Origin of the sequence: Nostoc sp. FACHB-190, assembly GCF_014696905.1 — a bacterium.
Taxonomy (GTDB): Bacteria; Cyanobacteriota; Cyanobacteriia; order Cyanobacteriales; family Nostocaceae; genus Nostoc_B.
Window position 1 is genome coordinate 196,358 of sequence record NZ_JACJQW010000003.1, and the last position, 22,731, is coordinate 219,088.

At 41.3% G+C, this 22,731-nt stretch carries 20 protein-coding genes; 18 read left to right on the top strand and 2 right to left on the bottom strand.

Annotated elements, in window-relative coordinates:
• The first annotated feature begins 1 nt into the window (after position 1).
• The 17 genes from H6G28_RS05495 (at position 2) to H6G28_RS05570 (ending at position 15,569) form a co-directional block, all read left to right on the top strand.
• Positions 2–646 (top strand): cysteine dioxygenase family protein, encoded by a 645-nt coding sequence (locus H6G28_RS05495; protein ID WP_190669483.1) that lies wholly within the window; start codon positions 2–4, stop codon positions 644–646.
• Positions 647–690: 44 nt separating this feature from the next.
• Complete coding sequence (locus H6G28_RS05500; protein ID WP_190669485.1) at positions 691–1,452, top strand: class II aldolase/adducin family protein; 762 nt, start codon at positions 691–693, stop codon at positions 1,450–1,452.
• 138 nt (positions 1,453–1,590) lie between these two features.
• Positions 1,591–2,379 carry an ABC transporter substrate-binding protein gene (locus H6G28_RS05505; protein WP_242054454.1) on the top strand — a complete coding sequence of 263 codons (789 nt, stop codon included), beginning with the start codon at positions 1,591–1,593 and terminating at the stop codon, positions 2,377–2,379.
• A 201-nt stretch (positions 2,380–2,580) separates the two neighbouring features.
• Positions 2,581–2,727 carry a hypothetical protein gene (locus H6G28_RS36725; protein ID WP_242054455.1) on the top strand — a complete coding sequence of 49 codons (147 nt, stop codon included), beginning with the start codon at positions 2,581–2,583 and terminating at the stop codon, positions 2,725–2,727.
• Positions 2,728–2,834: 107 nt separating this feature from the next.
• Positions 2,835–4,067, top strand: coding sequence for an acyl-CoA dehydrogenase family protein (locus tag H6G28_RS05510; protein WP_190669487.1), 1,233 nt, complete (start codon positions 2,835–2,837; stop codon positions 4,065–4,067).
• Between the two features lie 207 nt (positions 4,068–4,274).
• A complete protein-coding gene (locus H6G28_RS05515; protein WP_190669489.1) occupies positions 4,275–4,496 on the top strand; it encodes a hypothetical protein in 222 nt (73 codons plus the stop codon).
• A gap of 380 nt (positions 4,497–4,876) precedes the next feature.
• Positions 4,877–6,319 carry an NAD(P)-binding domain-containing protein gene (locus tag H6G28_RS05520; protein ID WP_190669491.1) on the top strand — a complete coding sequence of 481 codons (1,443 nt, stop codon included), beginning with the start codon at positions 4,877–4,879 and terminating at the stop codon, positions 6,317–6,319.
• A gap of 39 nt (positions 6,320–6,358) precedes the next feature.
• Positions 6,359–7,252, top strand: coding sequence for a CmcJ/NvfI family oxidoreductase (locus H6G28_RS05525; protein ID WP_190669493.1), 894 nt, complete (start codon positions 6,359–6,361; stop codon positions 7,250–7,252).
• Between the two features lie 64 nt (positions 7,253–7,316).
• Positions 7,317–8,285, top strand: a complete 969-nt coding sequence (locus tag H6G28_RS05530) for a TauD/TfdA dioxygenase family protein (RefSeq protein WP_190669494.1) — start codon at positions 7,317–7,319, stop codon at positions 8,283–8,285.
• Positions 8,286–8,558: 273 nt separating this feature from the next.
• Complete coding sequence (locus tag H6G28_RS05535; RefSeq protein WP_190669497.1) at positions 8,559–9,203, top strand: HAD family hydrolase; 645 nt, start codon at positions 8,559–8,561, stop codon at positions 9,201–9,203.
• Between the two features lie 20 nt (positions 9,204–9,223).
• Positions 9,224–9,571 carry an inorganic pyrophosphatase gene (locus H6G28_RS05540; protein WP_190669499.1) on the top strand — a complete coding sequence of 116 codons (348 nt, stop codon included), beginning with the start codon at positions 9,224–9,226 and terminating at the stop codon, positions 9,569–9,571.
• Positions 9,572–9,940: 369 nt separating this feature from the next.
• Positions 9,941–10,879, top strand: coding sequence for an ABC transporter substrate-binding protein (locus H6G28_RS05545; protein ID WP_190589570.1), 939 nt, complete (start codon positions 9,941–9,943; stop codon positions 10,877–10,879).
• A 104-nt stretch (positions 10,880–10,983) separates the two neighbouring features.
• Positions 10,984–12,009 carry an ABC transporter substrate-binding protein gene (locus tag H6G28_RS05550; protein ID WP_190589569.1) on the top strand — a complete coding sequence of 342 codons (1,026 nt, stop codon included), beginning with the start codon at positions 10,984–10,986 and terminating at the stop codon, positions 12,007–12,009.
• A gap of 96 nt (positions 12,010–12,105) precedes the next feature.
• Positions 12,106–12,900, top strand: a complete 795-nt coding sequence (locus tag H6G28_RS05555) for an ABC transporter ATP-binding protein (protein ID WP_190669501.1) — start codon at positions 12,106–12,108, stop codon at positions 12,898–12,900.
• 9 nt (positions 12,901–12,909) lie between these two features.
• Positions 12,910–13,794: an ABC transporter permease gene (locus H6G28_RS05560; RefSeq protein ID WP_190669504.1), complete on the top strand. Its 885-nt coding sequence runs from the start codon at positions 12,910–12,912 to the stop codon at positions 13,792–13,794.
• A 37-nt stretch (positions 13,795–13,831) separates the two neighbouring features.
• Positions 13,832–15,016: a pyridoxal phosphate-dependent aminotransferase gene (locus H6G28_RS05565; RefSeq protein ID WP_313949892.1), complete on the top strand. Its 1,185-nt coding sequence runs from the start codon at positions 13,832–13,834 to the stop codon at positions 15,014–15,016.
• 277 nt (positions 15,017–15,293) lie between these two features.
• A complete protein-coding gene (locus H6G28_RS05570) occupies positions 15,294–15,569 on the top strand; it encodes a hypothetical protein (protein WP_190669506.1) in 276 nt (91 codons plus the stop codon).
• A 92-nt stretch (positions 15,570–15,661) separates the two neighbouring features.
• On the opposite strand, the gene H6G28_RS37605 is transcribed toward H6G28_RS05570, so the two are convergent.
• On the bottom strand, positions 15,662–17,359 hold the full coding sequence (locus tag H6G28_RS37605) for an FG-GAP-like repeat-containing protein (RefSeq protein WP_313949894.1): 1,698 nt from the start codon (positions 17,357–17,359) through the stop codon (positions 15,662–15,664).
• A 1,031-nt stretch (positions 17,360–18,390) separates the two neighbouring features.
• Between H6G28_RS37605 and H6G28_RS05580 the strand changes: the two genes are divergently transcribed.
• The gene (locus H6G28_RS05580) at positions 18,391–21,579 is read left to right on the top strand and encodes a TIGR03032 family protein (RefSeq protein WP_190669510.1); all 3,189 of its coding nucleotides are present in this window, start codon (positions 18,391–18,393) and stop codon (positions 21,577–21,579) included.
• Positions 21,580–22,063: 484 nt separating this feature from the next.
• Here the strand turns inward: H6G28_RS05580 and H6G28_RS05585 are convergent, their stop codons facing one another.
• Positions 22,064–22,507 carry a hypothetical protein gene (locus H6G28_RS05585; protein WP_190669512.1) on the bottom strand — a complete coding sequence of 148 codons (444 nt, stop codon included), beginning with the start codon at positions 22,505–22,507 and terminating at the stop codon, positions 22,064–22,066.
• Between the last annotated feature and the right edge of the window lie 224 nt (positions 22,508–22,731).

Here is a 22,731-nt window from a genome sequence, read left to right on the forward strand (position 1 = left end):
TATGCCTCAGACAACTGTTCTTGAACCTCTACAAGCAGACCAATGGTTTGTTGATAGCCCTGATTTGCGTGAGTTTGTAGCAACAGCTAAAGACATTATCTCTAGCACGACTCATAACCGCGCCGAAACTCTCAATACTCTAGAACCGTACTTTGCAGCACTGCTAAAAAAAGAGAACTGGCTACCAACAAATTTTGCCCAGCCAAATCCTGACAGTGGTTTAGGCGGGGGAATCGGACAATGGTTACTGTATCGTTCTCAGGATCGCTCCTTAACTATTTTTAGTTTGGTGATTCCTCCCGATGAAATTACACCTGTCCACGATCACTTATCTTGGGGACTAGTTGGACTGTATCAAGGTAAACAAGAAGAAACAGTATATCGTCGCGTAGATAACGGTGAATTAGAAGGATACGCCTATTTAGAAACGGTAGGAACTTATCAAGTGAAAACTGGGGATATTTATCATTTATTACCTCCAGATAACGATATTCACTCTGTCAAAGCTACTAACGTCTTCGCGCCATCAATCTCAATTCATGTTATGGGGAATGATACTGGTAGCATTTGGCGACATCATTATCATCCCCAACAAAAGAGTGTGCGGTCTTTTCGCTCTGGATATTCCAATGTACTTTTCAAATAAAACAAGGAAAACCCACACATAGCTGTTCAGCACTGGAAAAAATTATGCCAAATTTCACTAGACCCGAACCACCAGTATTTGAACGGGTGGAAGAAGAACGTCTTTATCGCAAACAACGCCTAGCAGCAGCTTTTCGCCTGTTTGGTCGTTTTGGCTTTAGCGAAGGGATAGCAGGCCACATTACCGCCCGTGACCCTGAATTTACCGACCATTTTTGGGTGAATCCCTTGGGTAAATACTTTGGTCATATCCGTGTTTCTGATTTGTTATTAGTTGATAGAGAAGGGGAAGTGGTCAAGGGTGATGCGCCTGTAAATCGCGCCGCCTTTGCGATTCATTCCCAGGTGCATGAAGCGCGACCGGATATAGTTGCAGCTGCTCATGCTCATTCGCTACACGGCAAAGCTTGGTCAAGTTTGGGTCGTTTGCTTGACCCTTTAACTCAAGATGCTTGTGCTTTTTATCAAGACCATACGCTATTTGACGACTACAAAGGCGTAGTTTTAGATACTTCCGAAGGTAAAAGAATTGCTGAATCTTTGGGAGATAAAAAGGCTGTCATCCTGCGGAATCATGGCTTTTTAACTGTGGGTCAGACAGTAGACGAGGCGGCTTTTTGGTACATCTCTTTTGAGCGATCGGCTCAAGCCCAATTGTTGGCAGAAGCGGCTGGCAAACCACTGCCGATTGATCATGAAACTGCAAGTTTTACTCATGGTCAAGTAGGAACTCATACGGGCGGTTGGTTTAGTTTTCAGCCTCTCTATGACCGGATTGTGCGGGAAGAACCAGACTTGTTGGAATAGTCGGTGATGATTGCAGAGAAAAGGAGTGTAGGGAACAGGTAATAGATGCGGGTGACAGGGTTAAAAGCTTTGTACTGTCTAAGTTTTATTATTTATCGATGCCCTAACCAACTTGCTTACTGCCATAACTAGAAAAAATTGCCTCCTACCTGGTTGGTGAGCGAAGTCGAACCACTGCCTTCTTTAATTGTCTTTTTATACCTAAAAATTAACGTGTCTACTAATTGGTTGCGGCAGAATTTTATTTTATCTCTGGGTTGTTTCCTGGCTTTAGCAACAACGGCTTGCTCAGAGGTTAAGTCTACCAGTCCAACAACGATCGCAGCAAATCCCACCCCCTCTGAAGTGGCAGCATCGGATACAACTCAATTACGTGTGGCTAAGTACAAAGGTGGTTGGGATTTGAGTTTAAAGTTAGCTGGACAAGATAATTTCCCCTACAAAACGCAGTTTACTGAATTTACTGGTGGCAATTTGATGGTACAAGCCATCAACGCTGGTGCAATTGACTTGGCTTCGGCTAGTGAAATTCCGCCGATTTTTGCGATTGAATCGAAAGCATCGGTCAAAATTATCGCTACTCTCAAAGGGCCGACGACTGGTCAAGTTGTGCTTGTACCCAAGAACTCAACGGCCAAAACCATTGCTGATCTCAAAGGTAAAAAAGTCGGTTACGTTAAAGCCACAACTGCCCACTACTTCTTAATTAAAATGTTGGAAAAAGTCGGGCTGACGATGAAGGATATCAATGCGATTCCGTTGTCGATACCCGATGGACTTTCGGCTTTTCGTAAAGGCGAACTAGATGCTTGGGCGACTTACGGTTACTCTATTCCCCAAGCCCAAAAAGAAGGGGCGCGGGTGTTGGAATCGGCACAAGATATTTTAAGCGGTAATTTTGTGATTATTGCTTCACCAAATGCGTAGGCGTAGCCCGTCGAAGACATCGCAGATCCACAAAAAAAAGGAGCGATCGCAGATTTCTTATGTCGCTTACAAAAATCCCAAAACTGGCGGGAATCTAACCTCAAGCAATGGTCAAAGACATATTCAACCGCCATTAATGTTGACGAAGGCATAGTTTATCAAGATGCCCAACAAGGTCAAAAACAACGTCGTCAAGAAATCTTGCCTATTTCTGATGAAGCCATAGCTTCTCAACAAAAAGTTGCAGATACCTTTTTTCAAGCAGGTGTAATTCCTGCCAAGGTTGAAGTCAAACAACTGTGGGATAACAGTTTTAACGAAGATATTAATAAATGCAAATCAAACTAAGGGTGTAGGGGTGTAGGCGTATAGGGGTATAGGGGAAAAATTGCACCCTTGAACCCTAACGCCCCTACACCCTAACCCCCTTACACCCCCAATTCAGGATTAGCTAAATGTCCAAACCACCTGTTTTAGAAGCAGCTACCACAACAGCAAAATTCTTACCCAATCTGTTTGAACTTGTGGATTCTCTGGCTGCTGATTTTGCCACTCGTGCCGCTATCCATGACAGTGATAGTTCTTTTCCCTTTGAAAACTTTGATGCCCTGCACAAAGCTAGATTATTAAGTCTGACTGTACCCGTAGAGTTTGGCGGGTTAGCGGTGGGATACACTACAGCCTGTCGGGTGATTGAAAAGATAGCTAGTGGAGATGCTTCTACTGCTTTAGTGCTAACAATGCACTACTTACAACACGCTAACGCCGCCCGACACCGACGTTGGCATCCGGTTGTTTATGAAAGATTGTGTCGAGAGTCTGTGCAAGATATTGCGTTACTCAATGCTGCCCGTGTGGAACCGGAATTAGGCACACCAGCCAGAGGCGGATTACCAGCTACCATTGCTAAACGGACAGCTGATGGTTGGTTAATTACTGGTCACAAACAATACACTACAGGCAGTCCGATTTTGCGTTACTTCGTAGTGTGGGCGCGAACAGAAGATGAAGAACCGCAAATAGGGAGTTTTTTGGTTCCGCGACATCTTCCAGGGATCAAGATTGTGGAAACTTGGGATCACTTGGGGATGAGGGCAACGGGCAGTCACGATTTGATTTTAGAAGATGTTGGCATTCCTTCAGAATATGCCTTGGATGTGCGTCCTTTAAAAGCTTGGTCACAACCCGACCCCTTAATGCTGGCTGCTGGCAGTTTATTGTTGAGTGCTTTGTATCAAGGTGTAGCAACAGCCGCCAGAGATTGGTTAGTGGAATATTTGAATGAGCGATCGCCTACTAATTTAGGCGCAAGTCTCGCAACTTTACCCCGCTTTCAAGTAGCTGTTGGTGAAATTGAAGCCTTACTTTATGCTAACCAGCGATTAATTTATGGTCTAGCAACAGATATTGATAAAGGTGAACCAGATCCGAAGGTAAATTTACAAGCACAAACAGTTAAATATTTAGTCACCAATAATGCAATTAAAGCCGTAGAAACTGGTTTACAACTAATCGGAAATCCGGGTTTATCGAAAAAAAATCCCCTGGAAAGACATTATCGAGATGTGCTGTGTAGTCGGATTCATACGCCACAAAATGATGTGATTTGTTCCTCTTTGGGTAAGTCAGCTTTAAAGGTGGGAGTAGGGAATGGGGAGTTGGGAGTAGTAAAGCAGAAATCAAAATAAATAAGGAGTAGGGAATGGGGAGTTGGGAGTAGTAAAGCAGAAATCAAAATAAATAAGGAGTAGGGAATGGGGAGTTGGGAGTAGTAAAGCAGAAATCAAAATAAATAGGGAGTAGGGAATGGTGAGTTGGGAGTAGTAAAGCAGAAATAGGATATGAATCTTATCTAGCAAAGTACAGATTCTCAAAATTTTATTCATGGTGAAAATATGTTTCACGAAATAGAAAGAGAATTATTAGACGGTGAATTTGGAGCAATTAACGAACATTATCCTTTAGCAGAACGGGAAGGATATAAAAGCCGTGATATTTGGGAATTACCACCACAAATATCTCCTGATGCTCAATTTTTTCCTCCACCAAAACCCAAGAAATTGGGATTTTTTAGTAAGCTAAAAGGCCTTTCTTTTACTTGGTTTCATGAACCATAAGCTGTTTGCAAAACTTAATATTAGATAAACTAATTATTAGGGTCACAAAGATTGTGATCGTCAGTACATATTTTTGGTATCAACAGATGTAAGCTGTATCTGCTGAGTAAATTACTACAAAAATTTGTGGTCAATCACTCACAACACGAAATCCTTGGGACTTATCTCACTCTTGGCGCAGTAATTAGTAAATTAGGACTTACGCAAGAACTCTCTTAAACTCTCATTCCTCCATGACCTCCCGAAGTTTGCTCGTAAGTCCTATAAATGTCTGCAACTAACTTTGGTTGTAATAAAACATTATCTTGGCATCAGACAAACGATTATTTTTCTTCCAGTACGAATCTCGCTTAAACCTCGTTTCATCCTGAAAGACCGATATGACAACAACGACTGACGCTGATTTTGCCGCACGCGAAGCGTTGCGCCTCATCGGCCCCGATCCCGAAAACTGGATACCTGATCATCCAGAGATTGACCACAATGTCACCATAGTAGGTGGTAGTGGCAGTGGTAGCACTTTTGCATTTGCGCTGCGACGTGCAGGTATTGGCCGCGTGACAATTATCGATGCAGCTGAAAACGAAGCTAATGCAGGCGTATGGCTGACACGAGCGCGGATGAAAAAGCTACGCACACCGAAAAATCTCCCAGGGCCAGAACTGGGAATCCCCGAACTGTCGTTTCAGGCTTGGTACGAGGCGCGACACGGATCTGAAGCATACGCCGCTATTGACCGCATTCCCAGAGTATTATGGGCAGAGTATCTTAGTTGGTATCGGCATTTCTTAGACATTCCAGTTCGGTATCAGACAAAGTTGGTGCGAGTTGAACCCGCCGCAGGTTTCTTTCGCCTACATCTGGAAGTGAATGGTGTCACACAGGTAGAAACCACACGTAAGATTATCTTTGCTAATGGTGTAGCTGGTACTGGTGGGGCAAACATCCCCTCTGTATTAACATCTCTGCCACGCAATTTATATGCACATACCTCGGAAGAAATTGACTTTGAGGCGTTGCGTGGTAAGAAGGTAGCTGTTTTGGGTGCGGCGGCTTCGGCTTTTGATGCGGCGGGTGTGGCACTAGAATCAGGTGCAAAGGAAGTGCATTTATTTGCACGCCGATCGCAAATTGCATCTTTGCCTGTGATTCGTGTGCGGGGTTATCCTGGAGCTTACAATAACTATTGGCAATTACCTGATGCAGCGCGGTGGTTCCAAGCTTGGCGGTTTAATCAAGTTGGCTCAACACCACCACCGGATGCGATTGAGCGAGTCACAGCCTTTGCTAATTTCCATCTGCATTTATCTGCACCTTGGAAAGAAGCGAATCCTCAAGACGATCGCATTGTGGCGCAAGTGAATGATGATGTGTTTGAGTTCGATTTTGCGATCGCGGGGACTGGCTACTTTGTCGATCCCACCAGACGGCCAGAACTAGCTGATTTTGCTCATCATATTGCCCTGTGGCGCGATCGCTACGAACCGCCAGCCGACCAACGCAACGAGCAACTTAGCACCTATCCTTACCTTGGTTCTGCTCATGAATATCTAGAAAAAGTCCCTGGTACGGCTTCTTATCTCAAAGATATTCATGTGTTTAATCCGGCTGGCTTCGTCAGTTTTGGTCTACCCATCGGCGATGTCCCCAGCATCCGGCGGGATGTGCCAGCAATTGTCTCACGCATTAGCCACGACTTATTCTTTGCTGACTGGTCACTACACGAAGCCCGAATTACCAGTGACAATGTTGCACCAGACTTTGAGCCATCACTGTATGCTAATGCCGTGTGGCAACAGCCAGCTAAGGCGGGAGTCGGCTAAATCTGCGTAGTTTTGATAATTTTCCAATAGGTATAACCTATGAGCTTCAATCATCAAGTTCTAGATAAACCGCTTGCTTATGGTTTGCCATCGGTAGAAGCTAATCTCAGCTATCTTATCCCGATGGCAGAAAAGCCTGTCAACTATACTTATGAACCACCACCAGGAGTTACCCGTACCAACGGCACTTTCCAGACTTATCAACTACCTATTTATAATGCTCGTGCCATCGCGGAAAAAATCTCTTTAGATCAGCAAGGTTTTGCCTTTAATGCCTACAATACCAGCGTCCGCGACTTTTATGATGAAGACGAAATCCGTCAAATCTATTACCCAGAAGCCGAGCAAATACTCAAAGAACTAACGGGTGCAACTCAAGTGGTGATCTTTGATCACACTTTGCGGAATGCGGCACAATCAAAGCCCGGTGAAAACAATATTAAAGAGCCTGCCAAGCGTGTACACAACGATTTCACCGCTAAATCTGGTTATACCAGGGCTTATAAAGAGTTGGGCGCAAGAGGTATACAAGACATTGGTAGTTTATTACAAAAAAGGTTTGCCATTATCAATGTTTGGCGGGGGATTGCTCAAACAATTCAAGAGTCACCGTTGGCAGTGTGTGATGCTCAAAGTATTGCACAAAGCGACCTTGTAGCCGGAGATTTAGTATACCGCGTAGACGCTTTGCGGCTTGTCGCTAGACATCGCATTGGTGAAACCTACGCAGTTACGTATAACCAAGAACACCAATGGTTCTACTTTCCGCAAATGCAAAGAGACGAACTACTGTTTATCAAATGTTTCGATTCTGCGGAAGACGGACGCGCTAGATTTGCGGCTCATACAGCTTTTGAAGATCCTACCAGTCCTTCAGATGCACCACCAAGAGAAAGTATAGAGTTACGGACATTCGTTTTCTATCCCGATTAGTGGTGCAGCAGATTTCATCAGGGTTGTTTTCTACCTTCTGTTATACAAACTTTGGAGAATAAACATGGGTTACAAACATATTGAAGTTAAACCTACTTCTGGATTCACTGGTGCTGAAATTAATGGAGTGGATCTTTCACGTCCTTTGCAAGATGAGGTAGTTGCCGAAATTCGCAAAGCATTATTGAAGTGGAAAGTCGTATTCTTTCGCAATCAAAACATAGATCATGCTGCCCAAATTGCCTTCACGGCTCGTTTTGGTGAAGTGACCTACGCACACCCCCACGAAGACGAGCCAATAGAAGGCTTTTCCCAAATCTTACCAATTGACCGTAGCCGCTTTGAGCGTCGCAATGGTCTACGCCGTACCAGCTACGAAAGCCGTTGGCACACCGATGTGACTGCGGTTGTAAATCCTCCTGCGGGTTCAATTTTACGGGCGGTGAATGTTCCTAGCTTTGGTGGTGACACACAATGGACTAATCTAGTTGCAGCTTATGAGGGTCTATCAGAACCTATACGGAAGTTAGCTGATGGATTAAAAGCCGAACATCGGTTTAATGCACGCTTACGCTTACCCAGCAACAGCAAATATGCCCAGCGTATTGCCGCTAATCCCCAAGTTTCAATTCACCCAGTAGTGCGCGTTCATCCTGAGACTGGTGAAAAAGCCTTGTTTGTGAACCCTGGCTTTACTTCACACATTCTTGATGTCTCACCACAAGAAAGTGAATTATTACTGGAGTTATTCTTCAACCAAATCACCAAACCTGCTTACACCACTCGCTTCCGGTGGAACAATGGTGATATTGCCTTTTGGGATAACCGCGCCACCTCACATTTAGCACCCCAAGATTTAGATCATGTAGAAGTAGAGCGCGTACTCTATCGCACTACGATTACAGGTGACATTCCCGTCGGGCCTGATGGCTTTAAATCACAAATAGTTGAAGGTGAGCCATTAACTAGTGATTTACCAACAGTCCTAAAGCAAAAATCTGAGAAAGTATTAGCAGAATCAGCACTCAATTAAGCCAGGATTTACGCACAAAGATTATCTGTGGAGATTGGGTGTAAGGGTGTAAAGGTTTGGGGTGTAAGGATTTTGAATAAGTACACCCTATACCCATGAACCCCTACACCCTTGATTTTTCGTTTTGATGCGTAAATCCTATAAACTAAATGCAATTCAGCAGTAAATTATAGAGAGACGTTGTATATAACGTCTCTCTATAATTTATGGAGAGCAGTTTCAGCTTAAATTGGTATTATGTCATTGGACAAAAATCAAAATTTTGACTAATTCATGGACAGATTCAATTTAATTATTTTTGATTGTGATGGTGTGCTGATTGACAGTGAACGAGTTGCCAATCAAATTTTGTTAGAAATGCTGACAGAAATAGAACTCACGCTAACTTTAGACGAGATATTTAAGATTTTTGTGGGCAAATCAATGTCTCAAGCTATCGAGATAATTGCAAATATGCTTGGTAAAGCTCCACCGGATAATTTTAGCCATGAATTTCATCAACGGGTTTTAGAAGCTTTTGACAGCGATTTGCTACCAGTAACAGGAATACATGATGTTTTAAGCAATTTGAATATTCCTTACTGTCTAGCATCAAATAGTAACTATGATTGGATTTATAAAGCTCTAGATGTCACAAAATTATCATCATATTTTGTAGGAAAAATATTTAGTGCTGAAGATGTTCAACGCAGTAAACCTTATCCTGATGTATTCTTACATGCAGCTAAAAAAATGGGCTTCTTACCCCAGGAATGTGCGGTGATTGAAGATACACCCACTGGCGTAAAAGCAGGAGTTAATGCAGGGATGACTGTGTTTGGTTATGCAGAATTGACGAATCCAGAAACATTACTAGAAGTTGGTGCATCTGTTGTATTTAATGATATGAGATTATTACCAAACCTGTTAAGTCAATAAGATATCTAATGAGCATCGTTATGACGCAAAGCAATGACTTCTGGAAGAAATTAGATCAGTTAGTCGCTACTAGTAATATCAAAATTGAGCGTTCAAAAGGAAGCACACATCCCAAATATGCCTCCTTCATTTACCCTTTGGACTATGGATATTTGGCAGATACTCAAGCTGGGGATGCCTCTAATATTGATGTCTGGATCGGAAGTTTATCTCATAAAAGAGTAACATCTGTTATCTGTAGTGTAGATTTGGAAAAGCGTGATACAGAAATCAAGATACTTTTGGGCTGTACATCAAGTGAAAATCAAGTTATTTTGAATATTCACAATATAGGTAATCAATCAGCAATATTATTAGTCAGAACTTAGTCTCTACCAATTTGATGTGAGTCTAAAATTTCCAATAATAATCATCTATAGAAATTGTAATCTATAGGACTCATATTTGATTTGGGAAAAAAATCAGTACACCCGGATCAGGCTTATTTCTTACTCTCTGCGTATCGCGCTTGCGCTGCGCTTCTCTGCGAGACGCTTTGCGAACGCGCACCACACAACTAGATTCAGTAATCAAACCGTATTCCTATAGTTTTATATACGTATGTTTTTTGATAACTGAAGTTTGACTGCTTCATTAGAATCATCTGCACTACTGTAAATAAATATTTTTAATCTTGACTAAATCCGTGTATTTACCGGAGAATAATTCTTGACCGATAAAAATCAGGAGACAAACCCTTGAGTAACGCAAATTTGGCACTCAAGAAAATTACCACCGAGATTAGTGGCACAGTGTTCTCACTACCTTACTATGTGGCTCGTGATCAAGGTTACTTTGCTGAATTAGGGCTGGAGATTGAGTTTGTCAAACGCAATTATGGCGATCGCCCAGCTAACATCACCCTAATTGATGATCATCGTCAAGTTAGTTCTTTTGGTGGCCCCTCTTTGTTTGAGCAAGGCCAAAGCAGCCTTTACCGCGCCTGTGAATGGGGACAAGTACGCCGCACATACGACAGTTCTCGTGGTGGACAGGTAATTGCTAAACGGGCGGCGATCGCCAGTCAAGCCATTATTGTCCGTCCAGACTCACCCTACAACATCCCCCAAGACCTCGCTAATGTACCGGTGGGTGTGAATTTTCATCACGGTTCCCACTACATCGCCATCCAAACACTTGAAGGCTTCCTTCCCCAAGAAGAGATTAAAGTAGTTCACATTGAAGGCGGTAGTCAACCCAAACAATTCAACCGCTTTCTCGCTTTGCGTGATGGCCTAGTTGATGCAGTGGCGGTGATGGAACCTTGGATTACAGTCGCTGAAAAACTCGGCTACAAGATTATTGCCGAGGCTCACTATGTAGGTCTAGAAATTGCTAGTCCAGAAGTAGATCAAGCCAGCTTTGAAGCCATTAACAAAGCTATCCGTCGTGCGGTGAAGGATTTACAAGAAGACCCCACCCGCTATGTGAAATATCTGATCGATGACGTATCTGAAGAGATTGTTCATCTAGAACCGTCAGACTTCCGTCGCAACCGTTTGCGCTATGCAGACCCAGCACCATACTGCGAGGCGGATTTTCATCGGACTTACAACTGGATGGTGAAATGGGGACTGATTCAACCTGATGCAACCTTCCAGCAAATTGTTGATAACCGAGTTTTGACTGTTGGTTAATTTTTGAAGAAACTGCCCGATAAACGTGGGCTGATCCAAATTTGGCAACCCCACGTTTTTCTGTTGAATAAGTGGTGCTGATTGAATAAACCTTGAATAAGCCAATGCCTACACGTAGAGACTTTTTAAAATATGCTTCTTTAGGAGTAACAACTGCTCTAGCGACACAAGCCTGTAATAATATCACCCAGCCTGGTGCTAATCAAGGAACTATCAGCGTCAAACTGGGGGCGGTAAGCGGAATTAACTCGATTGATGTGTGGATTCCACAAGATTTAGGTTATTTCAATGCGGCTGGTTTAAATGCGGAAGTCATTACCTTTCAAAGTAGTGCAAAGATGCGCGATGCGCTGATTGCAGGGGAAATTGATTTTACAGCCCAAGCACCTTTACACGTCTATCTTTCGCGCCTCAAGGGTGTGCCGTTAAATGTTGTAGCCAATCGTCGTAATTTGGTAGATACTTCCTTAATTGTGCGCTCTGATTTGCAATCTCAAATTAAAAGCGTTGCTGACCTCAAAGGTAAAAAAGTTTCTGCCGGTGAAATTGGGACTTGGAGTTGGGCCGTATTCGTTAAATATCTGCGTCAAAATGGTTTGAGCGATAAAGATGTGGAGTATGTTCAAAGTACCACTGCTTCTACTTATACATTAATTAAATCTCGGCAAGTAGATGCAGCGATCGCAGGTGCGCCAGACTTGCACAAACTCATCAAAGAAGGAGCAGTTTTTCAACTATTAAATGCTTTAGATCCAGAAGTACATAAAAAATACTTTGGTGCTAATGAGGCGATGACTCGTGCTTGGTTGAGCCATGAACGTGTAACTTCCCAAAAATCTGAGGCGGTGAAAAGATTAGTTGAAGTTGCCAATCGGACTTTTACATATATGCACCAAACCCCACCAGAACAAATTTTGCAAGTGGTGGGTAAACGGTTTGATAGCAAAAATTTAGATGCTATTTTGACAGGGTTAAATACAGAACTTAAACGCTCTGTTCCTAAAGATGCTTCTATTAGTCAAGAGGCTTATCTGGCTGATCAAAAAGTATTCTTTGACACCGGAATTATTAAGAAAATGGTTCCTTATACTGAAGGAGTATTTGATAAATTTGCAGGTCGTCGCGCTTAGTAGTTTGTCACACAAACTTTGCATAGTGGCAGACCAGGGAGGAAATTTTTCCTCCAGCAAAGTTGGCTTGATCAAGTATGAGGAATAAGCAAAAATATGTCAGTCCCGACAATCAGCACCCACAATCTCAGCATTTCTTACTGGAGTAAGAATAAACGGATTGAAGCATTGCAAAATGTGAGTTTGACTATCAATGCTGGTGAATTTGTCAGCTTAATTGGCCCTAGTGGTTGCGGCAAGAGTACATTATTAAATGTGATTGCGGGATTAATTAATAGTGGTACAGAAGTAAATGGTAGTTTTAATATCAGTGGCATCAAAGAAATTGGTTATTTATTTCAAAAGCAAACTTTGTTACCTTGGCGGACAGTTATAGATAATGTGACCGCGCCTTTAGAAATTCGTGGTGTACCCCGGTATGAAAGAAGAAAAATCGCCTTGGCTATGCTGGAAAAATATGGCTTATCAGGTTTTGAAAATAGTTTTCCGAGGGAATTATCAGGAGGAATGCAGCAGCGTGTATTACTGATTCGGACATTAATTTATCAACCTGATGTCGTATTACTTGATGAGCCTTTGAGTAGTTTGGATGCCCAAACACGCGCTCTTTTACAAGATGAATTCTTACGAGTTTGGCGTGATACGGGATGTACATTTGTGTTGGTAACACATGACCTAGATGAAGCGATCGCATTATCACAGCGTGTATTTTTATTGAGTGCGCGTCCTGGCAAAATTGTCAAGGAATTTCAGATTGACTTACCTCCAGAACGCTCGGCGATCGCCATTCGGACTGACCCCAAATTTCAACAAATCCAGCGTGAGATGTGGTCAGAGTTAACCACGCAAGTATTACAACCAGACCGAGGGATTTCCCTGTTAAAAACTTAATTGCATAATATGAAAACCACCCGCGATCGCAGCTTAACCCTGGGACAATCTGCTCTTGCTTTTAGTAACAATAAATCAAAAAATATCAGTTCTCTTCCTAATCAAATTAGTTGGGAAAAACGCATCATACAACTAGCCATCCAAATCACACCATTGGTTGTCATTTTACTGGTGTGGGAAATCGGCACAGGTGCATTTAATATTTCTCCCTTTATTGAACCAGCACTTGTTGGTAAACCTAGTTTGATTGTGCAGCAGATATGGCAACTACTATCTAGCGGGAGTATATTTCAACATATTTTTGTGACGTTCCAAGAAGCAATGACTGGACTAGTTTTAGCCATGACTGGCGGTGTAAGTCTGGGAATAGTTTTAGCATATTCACCATCAGGAGCTAAAATTACCCTTCCTTACGTTCAGATATTTAATTCTTTACCAAGAATTGCTTTAGCGCCATTTTTTATTGTTTGGTTTGGCATTGGATTACTCTCAAAAGTATTATTGGCAGCTTTAGCCGCGTTTTTTCCAATATTTTTTACAACATATCAAGGACTCCAAAGTATTGAACGCGAGTTAGTTTCTGCATTTCAAGTAATGGGGGCAAATCGCTGGCAGATGTTGTATATGGTTGTATTACCTTCAGTGCTGAGTTGGGTAATTGCGGGGATTCGTACTAGTTTAGGTATGGCATTGGTTGGTGCTTTAGTGGCTGAGTATATCGGTTCAACCCAGGGATTGGGTTATTTGTTAATGTCAGCCCAGGGAACTTTAAACGTTGATCAAGCCTGGGCAATATTGGTAGTTTTGGCATTTATTAGCGTTTTACTCGATTGGGGTGTGCGCGTTTTAGAAGCTTATGTTTTACGCTGGCGACCCAATCCCCAAGAACTGTAAAAGTATTGATTAATTCCCCAGTCATAGGAGAAGTTAGGTGAGAGAAATTCAGCGTCAAAAAATCTCTGCGAAAGCGCAACAATTTACAGAATCTGTAATTCGAGAAATGACTCGATTAGCTGTCCAATATGGTGCAGTGAATTTAGCGCAGGGATTTCCTGATTTTTCCTGTCCATTAGAGTTGAAACAAGCAGCTTATCAAGCAATTGAAGCTGATGTTAATCAATATGCAATTACTTGGGGAGACAAAGCATTTCGAGAAGCGATCACGAGTAAAGTGAGGTGGTATTTAGGACTAGAAATTAATCCAGAAACACAAATCACTGTCACCTGTGGTTCTACAGAAGCAATGGCGGCTGTGATGTTAGCAACTATTGATCCAGGTGATGAAGTAATTGTCTTTGAACCTTATTACGAAAACTACGGGCCTGATGCAATTCTCGCAGGGGCAACACCCCGATACATTACGCTACATCCCCCTGATTGGAGATTTGATGAAACTCAGTTACGTCAAGCTTTTAACAACAAAACCAAAGCAATTATTATTAATACTCCACACAATCCCACAGGTAAAGTTTTTACTCGTGAAGAACTAACCATAATTGCTGAACTTTGTCAAAAGTGGGATGTTCTAGCTTTCACAGATGAAATTTACGAACACATTCTCTATGACGGAAATCAACATATTGCCCTAGCGACACTTCCGGGAATGGAAGAACGCACAATTACTATCAATGGTCTTTCTAAAACATACAGTGTGACTGGCTGGCGTGTTGGCTATATTGTGACAACACCAGCATTAACAGGAGCTATCAGAAAAGTTCATGACTTTCTCACTGTAGGCGCACCTGCACCATTGCAACGAGCCGGAGTTGCTGCCATGCAACTACCGCCATCCTATTATGAAGAACTTGCTAAACTTTATCATCAAAAAAGAGACAATCTGTTATCGATTTTAGATCAGGCAGGTATTCCTTATTTTGTACCGCAAGGCGCTTACTATATATTTGCTGAAATTGCCAAATTTGGTTACAAAACAGATATTGAATTTACTAATTATTTAATTAAAGAAATTGGGGTGGCTGTTGTTCCTGGTTCTAGCTTTTTCAGTCAACCAGAAAAAGGCAATTCATTCATCCGCTTTTGTTTTAGTAAAAAAACCGATACCTTGCAATCAGCCGGAGAAAGATTAGTGAAATTGACAGCTAAAATTAACCTCTGATTGCTACAATCAAATATTATTCCAATAAATTAATTTTATGAATTAGACAATTAAACCAAATTGCTGATTTTCAATTCTCTGCATATACTGAATCTACAACACTGAGGATACTGTATATCTTTTGACGTACCCTAGCAAATATCTGCTCTGCGGTAGAGGTAAAATATCTCAAAACCGACTAATGATTTTGCTTTCGGCTCAATAATATTTAGTTATTTTTCGCAATCCCATTTTTGAAGGCTTATTTAACTTTTGATCCAGCAAATATACTGAAAATATGAATAACGCTACTTCTATATCTGATCCAGTTGGTGAAACCACCGATGTCGAAGTTTGGCTGGCTAGGGCTGGTCTAAAATTTACAGATTTAGGTAACAATGCTACAAGTGCAGTTATCCGTAGGCAATGGCGAGAATACCAAGCTGCTGTCTACAAATGCTGTATACTTCTGCACTTACCACCAGAGGCTGTCCAACTGAGCGATGCTTATGCTCATTTGAGGATACCTTGCATAACAGGAGACAAAAAGCAGGAGTCAGCAGGTAGAGGCTAAAAGTCTTACTAGTAGTTTGCCAAAATTATTTTGACAGGTTGTGGGTGTTTAGCTCCCCGACTTTTTTGAAAAAGTTGGGTAGCTATGACACATTATAAATTTTGCGTCGGAGCAGTTAAATTAATTTTGACAATGACATCGTTGAAATCATTGTCACCACCACCAACCAAATCCTCAAAGCCGAAGGTATTATCACCTAATATCCGCACATGCTGAGTTTTGTCAGAGTTGGCACCTAAAAACGTAAAGAATACCGTTGGGTCATTGCTGGTATTGCTATCTAACAAAGCATCAATACCACCATTAATCACCAAGAATGGTACATAAATGCCACCACCAGTAAAATTAGACTCACTATTACCAGTACTTTGATTACCGACTGATAAACCAATACCTGTCACCCGTTGGTTAATTGCGGCTTGCAGATAACCAGCGTCTCCAACAAGAACATCGGCTGTACCATCACCATTGGTATCAATACCACCGCTTTCATCAACAACTTTATAAAAGCCGACATAGTTGTTGTATGATGCTTCGCGGTAAACGCTAAAAGTGCCAGCAATTAAGCTATCACCGCTATATTCACGCAAATCAATCGCTTCACCTTCTGATTTTCCTTGTAAACCAATGCCGATGGGTAAATCTTCATCGGTTTCTTGGATAGTGATTTGCAAGTCATCAAATACTGAGTTACCACGGGAACCATCTTTCCAACCGATGGAGAAGCCACCTTCACTTGACGAGGTGATTTGTTGGGTGGTGGTGCTGGAGAAGATGATGCTACCTTGGGATTTTAAGTAAAAGCGTAGTTGTGTACCACCTTCAAATTCTAGGATGCGGCTGAGGTTTTCGGGTGCAAAGCCTGTGGGGTTATTGTTTAAAACTGAGAAGATGGTTTTGGCGCGTGCTAGGGCTTTTTCTTGATAACCTGCTGCGCCTGGTAAGATACCTTCGATTTTGCCTTCGTCGTCATCAACGTTGAAGACACCAAGTTCGTTGAGTAAGGCGGTACTGCGTCCTTTGATTTGGATTTTGATTTTGACTTTTGTAAGTTCGCTACCACCGATTTCAAAAATGTCGTCGTTGGGGTTGGTGAAGTTGCCTTGGATGATGGTGTTGTTTAACAGTACTGATATCGTACCATTATCGTTTTGTGTGAAAATATCATCCTTGCCATCGTTGTTAAAGTCTCCTACTTTTAAACGGTATGGATAATCCCCAACAGCTAAATTAGTCACAGTGCCAAAGCTACCACTACCATCACCTAACAGCACAGATACAGTATTGTTATTTGGTTGGGTGCTGACTAAATCTAGGATACCATCGTCGTTGAAGTCTCCTACTGCTACATCACTGACAGCACCTCCAACGCTGTAGTCACTTGCAGTACCGAAGCTTCCTGAGCTATTGCCAAGTTGTACTAAAATTCTGTTCCTATCTGGACTTGCTACATCTAGATAGCCGTCACGGTTGAAGTCTCCTAATGCTGGGTTGCCATAACCTATTTCGGAGTAGGAGAAGGTTCTCAGAGAGCCGAAGCTACCAGAGCCATTACCTAACAGCGTTGATAGGCCGCCACTAGAGCCTGCTGCGGCAATGTCATCTTTGCCATCGTTATTGAAGTCTCCTATTTTTATCGAATAAGCATAATTTCCAACGCTGGAGGTAATGGCAGAGCTAAAGCCACCAGATTTATTGTTGAGTAGCACCGAAATTGTGCTACTGCCTGGGTTGGCGGTTGCTAAATCTAGGTAGCCGTCACCGTTGAAGTCTCCTACTGCTACGTCAATGGGATAATAGGCTGAATTATATCCAAACCCAACGCTGTAGCTTTGGGCACTAGCAAAGTTAAAGCTCCCTGAGCTATTACCTGATGCGACGAATAATGTAGGAAAAGAAAACCCTCGTTTTCGGTGTCGGGGATTATGTACGCCAAATCTAGGATGTTATCTTTGTTGAAATCTCCAACTACTGTTGAAAAAGAACGGATACCACTGTAGTTAATGACTGGGGCAAAGGTTACTGATGTTGTCATTGTTTGTTAGTGTGTAGATGTTTACTGAGTAACTAGCTAAAATCTTGGTACATTCCAGAGTTGCGAATGGGTGCGTGAGGTATTTCTGTTGAGTGTTTCAGCACAACCTGGTTTGCTTAACCTTCAGTTAGCTGTATCTTTAATAACTCTTACTTAGGATAGATGTCAAAATAATTCCTAATATAAAAAAATGAATTTTCCTCTGCTGGGAAGATTTCGACAGAGATGAAGCTCAATGATATTTTACTACGTATATTTACGTATTAGCCTTAAAGTGATTGTTGTTAGACAGTAATCATACTGATGTTATTTCTCTGTGACTGGAAGGTAAAATCTGCGGTTAGTTAGTCAGGTAGGTGTAAAGCGATTGAATGCCTATCTATAGCCCAATACGCTTCAGTAAAGCCTTTGATCCCCCCTAGCCCCCCTTTTCAAGAGGGGAATAAGATTCAAAGCCCCCTTTTTAATGGGGGCTAAGAGTCTCTTAAAGTCCCCCTTAAAGGGGATTGAGGGGGATCTTCAAGAATTAAATCTTACTAACTGAAGCGTATTGCCTAAAAAAGGGGGGAAATTTTCTTCAAGTCCCCCTTTTTAAGGGGGTCGCCGTAGGCGGGGGGATCTTAACGGAAGCGTATTTATCTATAGCCATACACTCGTCCTGATTGAATATTTTCAAGCTCCGCCCTGACTTCCTTTTTAAAGGGAATTAATAACTTACAACAACCCTCTTATTATGGGGGTGGATGTAGGTGAGGGATTTCCATCTACCTTCCTAAACTGAAAAATATGATTGTCACACCCGCACTTAAACGCCAAATCGCTCTACAAATTTCTGCTTCCCCTAATTTCGTGAATTGGTTACAATCTCAACAGATTAGCCTTGCGATCACTACACCTCAAAGTTCGCGGTTAATATTGTTGGGTGTGAATCACCAAGGGCAAATTTCGGGATTTGAACGGGTGTTTGAGCAAGCTGCGGGGTTATACATAACTGATGACAGGATTTATCTGGGTACTAAAGGGCAAATTTGGCAGTTAGATAATTCTTTAGTACCGGGGCAAATTTATGATGGCTATGACAAGTTATATATCCCGCGAGTTGGCTATACTACTGGGGATTTAGGAATTCAGGATTTAGCGGTAGAAACAGAAAATAACCGCATTGTATTTGTCAGTAGTTTGTTAAACTGTGTAGCAACAGTGAGCGATCGCTATAGTTGCATTCCCTTATGGAAGCCTCGTTTTATCTCTCATTTGGTGAATGAAAATCGCTGTCAGTTGAATGGTTTAGCGATAGTGAACGGTAAACCCCGCTACGTGACAGCTTATAGCCAATCTGATGTGGCGAATGGTTGGCAGCAGACATGGCAAAATAACGGTTGTGTGGTAGATATTCAGTCTGACGAAGTTGTGGCGACAGGTTTATCTATGCCGCATTCGCCACGATTTTATCAAGATAAGTTGTGGTTGTTGAATGCTGGTACCAGAGAATTTGGCTATATCGATATATATAGTGGAAAATTTCAAGCGGTGACTTTGGGTTCTGGTTGGTTGCGGGGGTTGGCGTTTGTTGGAGATTATGCGATCGTTGGGTTATCTAAAACTAGTCATCATAGTGTCAAGCTAGTCAATAACAACGCTGAAACTGAATGCGGTTTGATGGTAATTGACCTAAAAACTGGTGCAATGGTTCACTGGTTGCGGTTAGAAGGGGAAGTCACTGAAATTTTTGACGTGCAGATATTATCAAAGGTTAACTGCCCTCAAGTTATGGGATTTCTCTGTGATGAAATTCATCAGTTAATTAATCTAGATCCTCTTTCGCCTTTAGTTAAACAAAATCTGCCATCATCTGCAATCAAATTAACTGAAAATAAATCCATCATCCCTATTCCCAATTCCCAATTTCCCACTCACCAATTCTTAGATACATCGCAACCTGAATTAATTTGGCCGACGGCAGAACATTTGTACGCAGAAGCATTAACATTACAAAAACAAGGGAAAATTCTCGAAGCGATCGCGCAATACGAAAAACTCATTGCTCAACATCCTCGCTATGCTCCGGCTTGGTATCAACTAGGAGTAATTAGAGAAAGTCAGAGACAAACTGAGGCAGCTATTTTAGCTTATCAAAAAGCTATAGAAATTAATCCTCATCATGCTCAAGCATATAATAATTTAGGTATTTTGCGAGTAGATGCCCAAGATTTAGATGAGGCAATTAAATGTTTGACTGCTGCTATTCAAAGTAAACCAGATTATGCTTTTGCTCATAATAATTTGGGTCTGGTTTTGCAAATGCAAAGTAAATTACCCCAAGCAGCAACGAAGTTTCGGGAAGCTTTGCAGATAAATCCCGAATATGCTGAGGCTTATTTAAATCTAGGGATTGTCTTAGAATCACAAAATAATTTAGAAGGTGCGATTGCTTGTTTTCGTTCCGCAATTCAATCTAAACCAAATTATATTAAAGCTCTCAACCGTCTTGGGATAATGCTAACAATGTTAGCTATGTTCGGCAAAGGCGAGGTTAACGAACCTAAGCGGATATTTGAGCGAATTTTAGAAATGCAGCCCGGTTCGGCTGAGGCGTTTACTAATTTATTTTATCTCAAAGAGATGACTTGCGACTGGCGATCGCGTCAAACAGATTTAACTAAGCTTTGGGAACAAACTATTCAAGAATTAGCAACTGGTAAGCAAACAACCCTTAATCCATTCAATTCATTAAACAAGCCTTGGGATAGAAAGTTATTTTTGCAAGTAGCTAAGACTTATGGCAGTTCCATATCTCAAAAATGGGAACAATTACGGCAAAGTTTAAATTTTCAACATTCACGCTCTTTGAAAGGTAGATTACGCATTGGCTATTTATCCAATGATTTTCGCGCCCATGCTACTAGCCACTTAATGAAGAATTTATTCCGTTTACACAATAAAGCAGATTTTGAAATTTTCACTTACTCTTGTGGTGAAGATGATAATAGTAAATATCGTCAGTATATTGCAAATTATAGCGAACACTTTCAAGATATTGCAGATTTATCTATTGAAGAAAGTGCCGAACTTATTTTTAATGATGGAATTCATATTTTAGTTGATATTAATGCTTATACATTTGGTTCCCGCAGCCAAATTCTTGCTTTGCGTCCAGCACCCATTCAAGTCAACTATTTGGCTTTTCCTGGAACAATGGGTAGTGATTTTGTAGACTATATTATTGGCGATGCAGTAGTTACTCCACCAGAATTTGCTAATACATTTAGTGAGAAAATTGTTACTTTACCACACAGTTACCAAGTTAACGATTACCAACAAGTAATATCGGATCATCCTGTCACCCGTTCGCAATACGGTTTACCAGAATCAGGTTTTGTTTTTTGCTGCTTTAATAATCACTACAAAATTGAACCAACAATCTTCGATGTTTGGATGAGAATTTTAGCGGCTATACCAGGAAGTGTTTTGTGGTTAATTGCTCGCTCTGCTGTTAATGAAGCTAATTTGCGCCGAGAAGCCGAATCCAGAGGAATAAATGGCGATCGCTTAATTTTTGCCCCACCCGAAGCCAAGGCTAAACACTTAGCTAGGCATAAATTAGCAGATTTATTTTTAGATACTTTATACTGCAATGCTCACACAACTGCGAGTGATGCTTTATGGGCTGGATTGCCAGTAATTACCTGTCCTGGGGAAACTTTTCCTTCGCGTGTAGGCGCTAGTTTGTTAATGGCAATTGGTTTACCTGAGTTGATAACTAACAGTTTAGAGACTTATGAACAGTTAGCAATTAATTTAGCTAAATCTCCTGAAAAATTACAACAAATTAACCAGAAATTAGCCCAAAATCTTACCACATATCCACTGTTTGATACTCCGCTTTATACTCGCAATTTAGAGCAAGCTTACCTGAGAATGTGGAAGATTTACGCATCTGGTCAACCAGCAAAAGCGATAACAATTAATAGGTAATTAGCCCTGGCTGAATCGAAGTTCGTTAGGGGTAATATCGTGTCCGGTAAAAGACTTATCATAACAACCGCAGGGGGCAGGAGGAGAAAGAGTTTTGTCTTTCTGCACAGATGTGTTGAATCATAACTGATTTACCGGATATGATTAGGACTTACGCACAAAGATTATCTGTGGAGATTGGGTGTCAGGGTGAAAGGGTTTGGGGTGTATGGATTTTGAATCAGTACACCCCTATACCCCTGAACCCCCACCCTCGCCAAAACCCTTGATTTTTTGTTTTGATGCGTAAGTCCTAATGATATTAGATTAATCAATTGGTGATGGTTATCAAAGCAATAAATTTGTTTTTATTGAGAATGAGCAACTAAATAAATCAGTATAGCAATAGTGAGTGTATACACTGGCAACTATGAAGAATTAAATATCAAGTAAACTTACTCAGGTGATCACGCAGAGACACTGAAGCACAGAGCAAGATAAATACTTATTTAGTATGTGGTTTTAACAACACTATCGATAATACTTGATAACCTTCACCTTGAGGCAGACATTCACCATCAGCATCTAAAGGACAAGCAGCTTCAGTAACTTTTGGGCGAGTCCCTAGAACATATTTGGCTGTAATTTCTACTTGTTGATTATGTAATGATTGCAATGTGTTGTGAGATACTTCCTCTGATGGACGCAAGACTAATTTAGTATGGTTTGATGTATCGGTAATCAGAAAAAATTCTTCGCCTAAATAAGCGCGAACCGACATGAACGGCGGAATTTCTTCGTAAACCAATTTTCCTCGGAATGTAGATATTTGCGATTGATTCACCACTCTATTTATTTCCTGGTTTGGGTTATCTTTTACTTGAATTTTCTGTGTGTCTACAATTCCCATTGTTTGACCTAACACTAAACTTAGTTGTAGTAAATCCATAGATTACTTTGTATGTTTTTCTATAAAATTACTAATTTTATTTCAGTAATCAGGTTACTGCTGTGATAGAACTCACAAGTTCTAAAAAGAATGAATATACAAGTATAAATCAGGATGTACTTTCATAAGTAATACTTGCATTTCAAACAATAGGTTAAGAACTGATTATTGGATAATAGTAAGACTTTAAGGTAATCTAGCTAATATAAATTGATTTACAAGTC

Coding starts and splice junctions, on each gene's coding strand:
- H6G28_RS05535 (WP_190669497.1), top strand. CDS start 8,559: ATGGACAGATTCAATTTAATTATTTTTGATTGTGATGGTGTGCTGATT.
- H6G28_RS05570 (WP_190669506.1), top strand. CDS start 15,294: ATGAATAACGCTACTTCTATATCTGATCCAGTTGGTGAAACCACCGAT.
- H6G28_RS05585 (WP_190669512.1), bottom strand. CDS start 22,507: ATGGATTTACTACAACTAAGTTTAGTGTTAGGTCAAACAATGGGAATT.
- H6G28_RS05520 (WP_190669491.1), top strand. CDS start 4,877: ATGACAACAACGACTGACGCTGATTTTGCCGCACGCGAAGCGTTGCGC.
- H6G28_RS05580 (WP_190669510.1), top strand. CDS start 18,391: ATGATTGTCACACCCGCACTTAAACGCCAAATCGCTCTACAAATTTCT.
- H6G28_RS05540 (WP_190669499.1), top strand. CDS start 9,224: ATGACGCAAAGCAATGACTTCTGGAAGAAATTAGATCAGTTAGTCGCT.
- H6G28_RS05530 (WP_190669494.1), top strand. CDS start 7,317: ATGGGTTACAAACATATTGAAGTTAAACCTACTTCTGGATTCACTGGT.
- H6G28_RS05525 (WP_190669493.1), top strand. CDS start 6,359: ATGAGCTTCAATCATCAAGTTCTAGATAAACCGCTTGCTTATGGTTTG.
- H6G28_RS05510 (WP_190669487.1), top strand. CDS start 2,835: ATGTCCAAACCACCTGTTTTAGAAGCAGCTACCACAACAGCAAAATTC.
- H6G28_RS05515 (WP_190669489.1), top strand. CDS start 4,275: ATGTTTCACGAAATAGAAAGAGAATTATTAGACGGTGAATTTGGAGCA.
- H6G28_RS05500 (WP_190669485.1), top strand. CDS start 691: ATGCCAAATTTCACTAGACCCGAACCACCAGTATTTGAACGGGTGGAA.
- H6G28_RS05555 (WP_190669501.1), top strand. CDS start 12,106: ATGTCAGTCCCGACAATCAGCACCCACAATCTCAGCATTTCTTACTGG.
- H6G28_RS05550 (WP_190589569.1), top strand. CDS start 10,984: ATGCCTACACGTAGAGACTTTTTAAAATATGCTTCTTTAGGAGTAACA.
- H6G28_RS05560 (WP_190669504.1), top strand. CDS start 12,910: ATGAAAACCACCCGCGATCGCAGCTTAACCCTGGGACAATCTGCTCTT.
- H6G28_RS05495 (WP_190669483.1), top strand. CDS start 2: ATGCCTCAGACAACTGTTCTTGAACCTCTACAAGCAGACCAATGGTTT.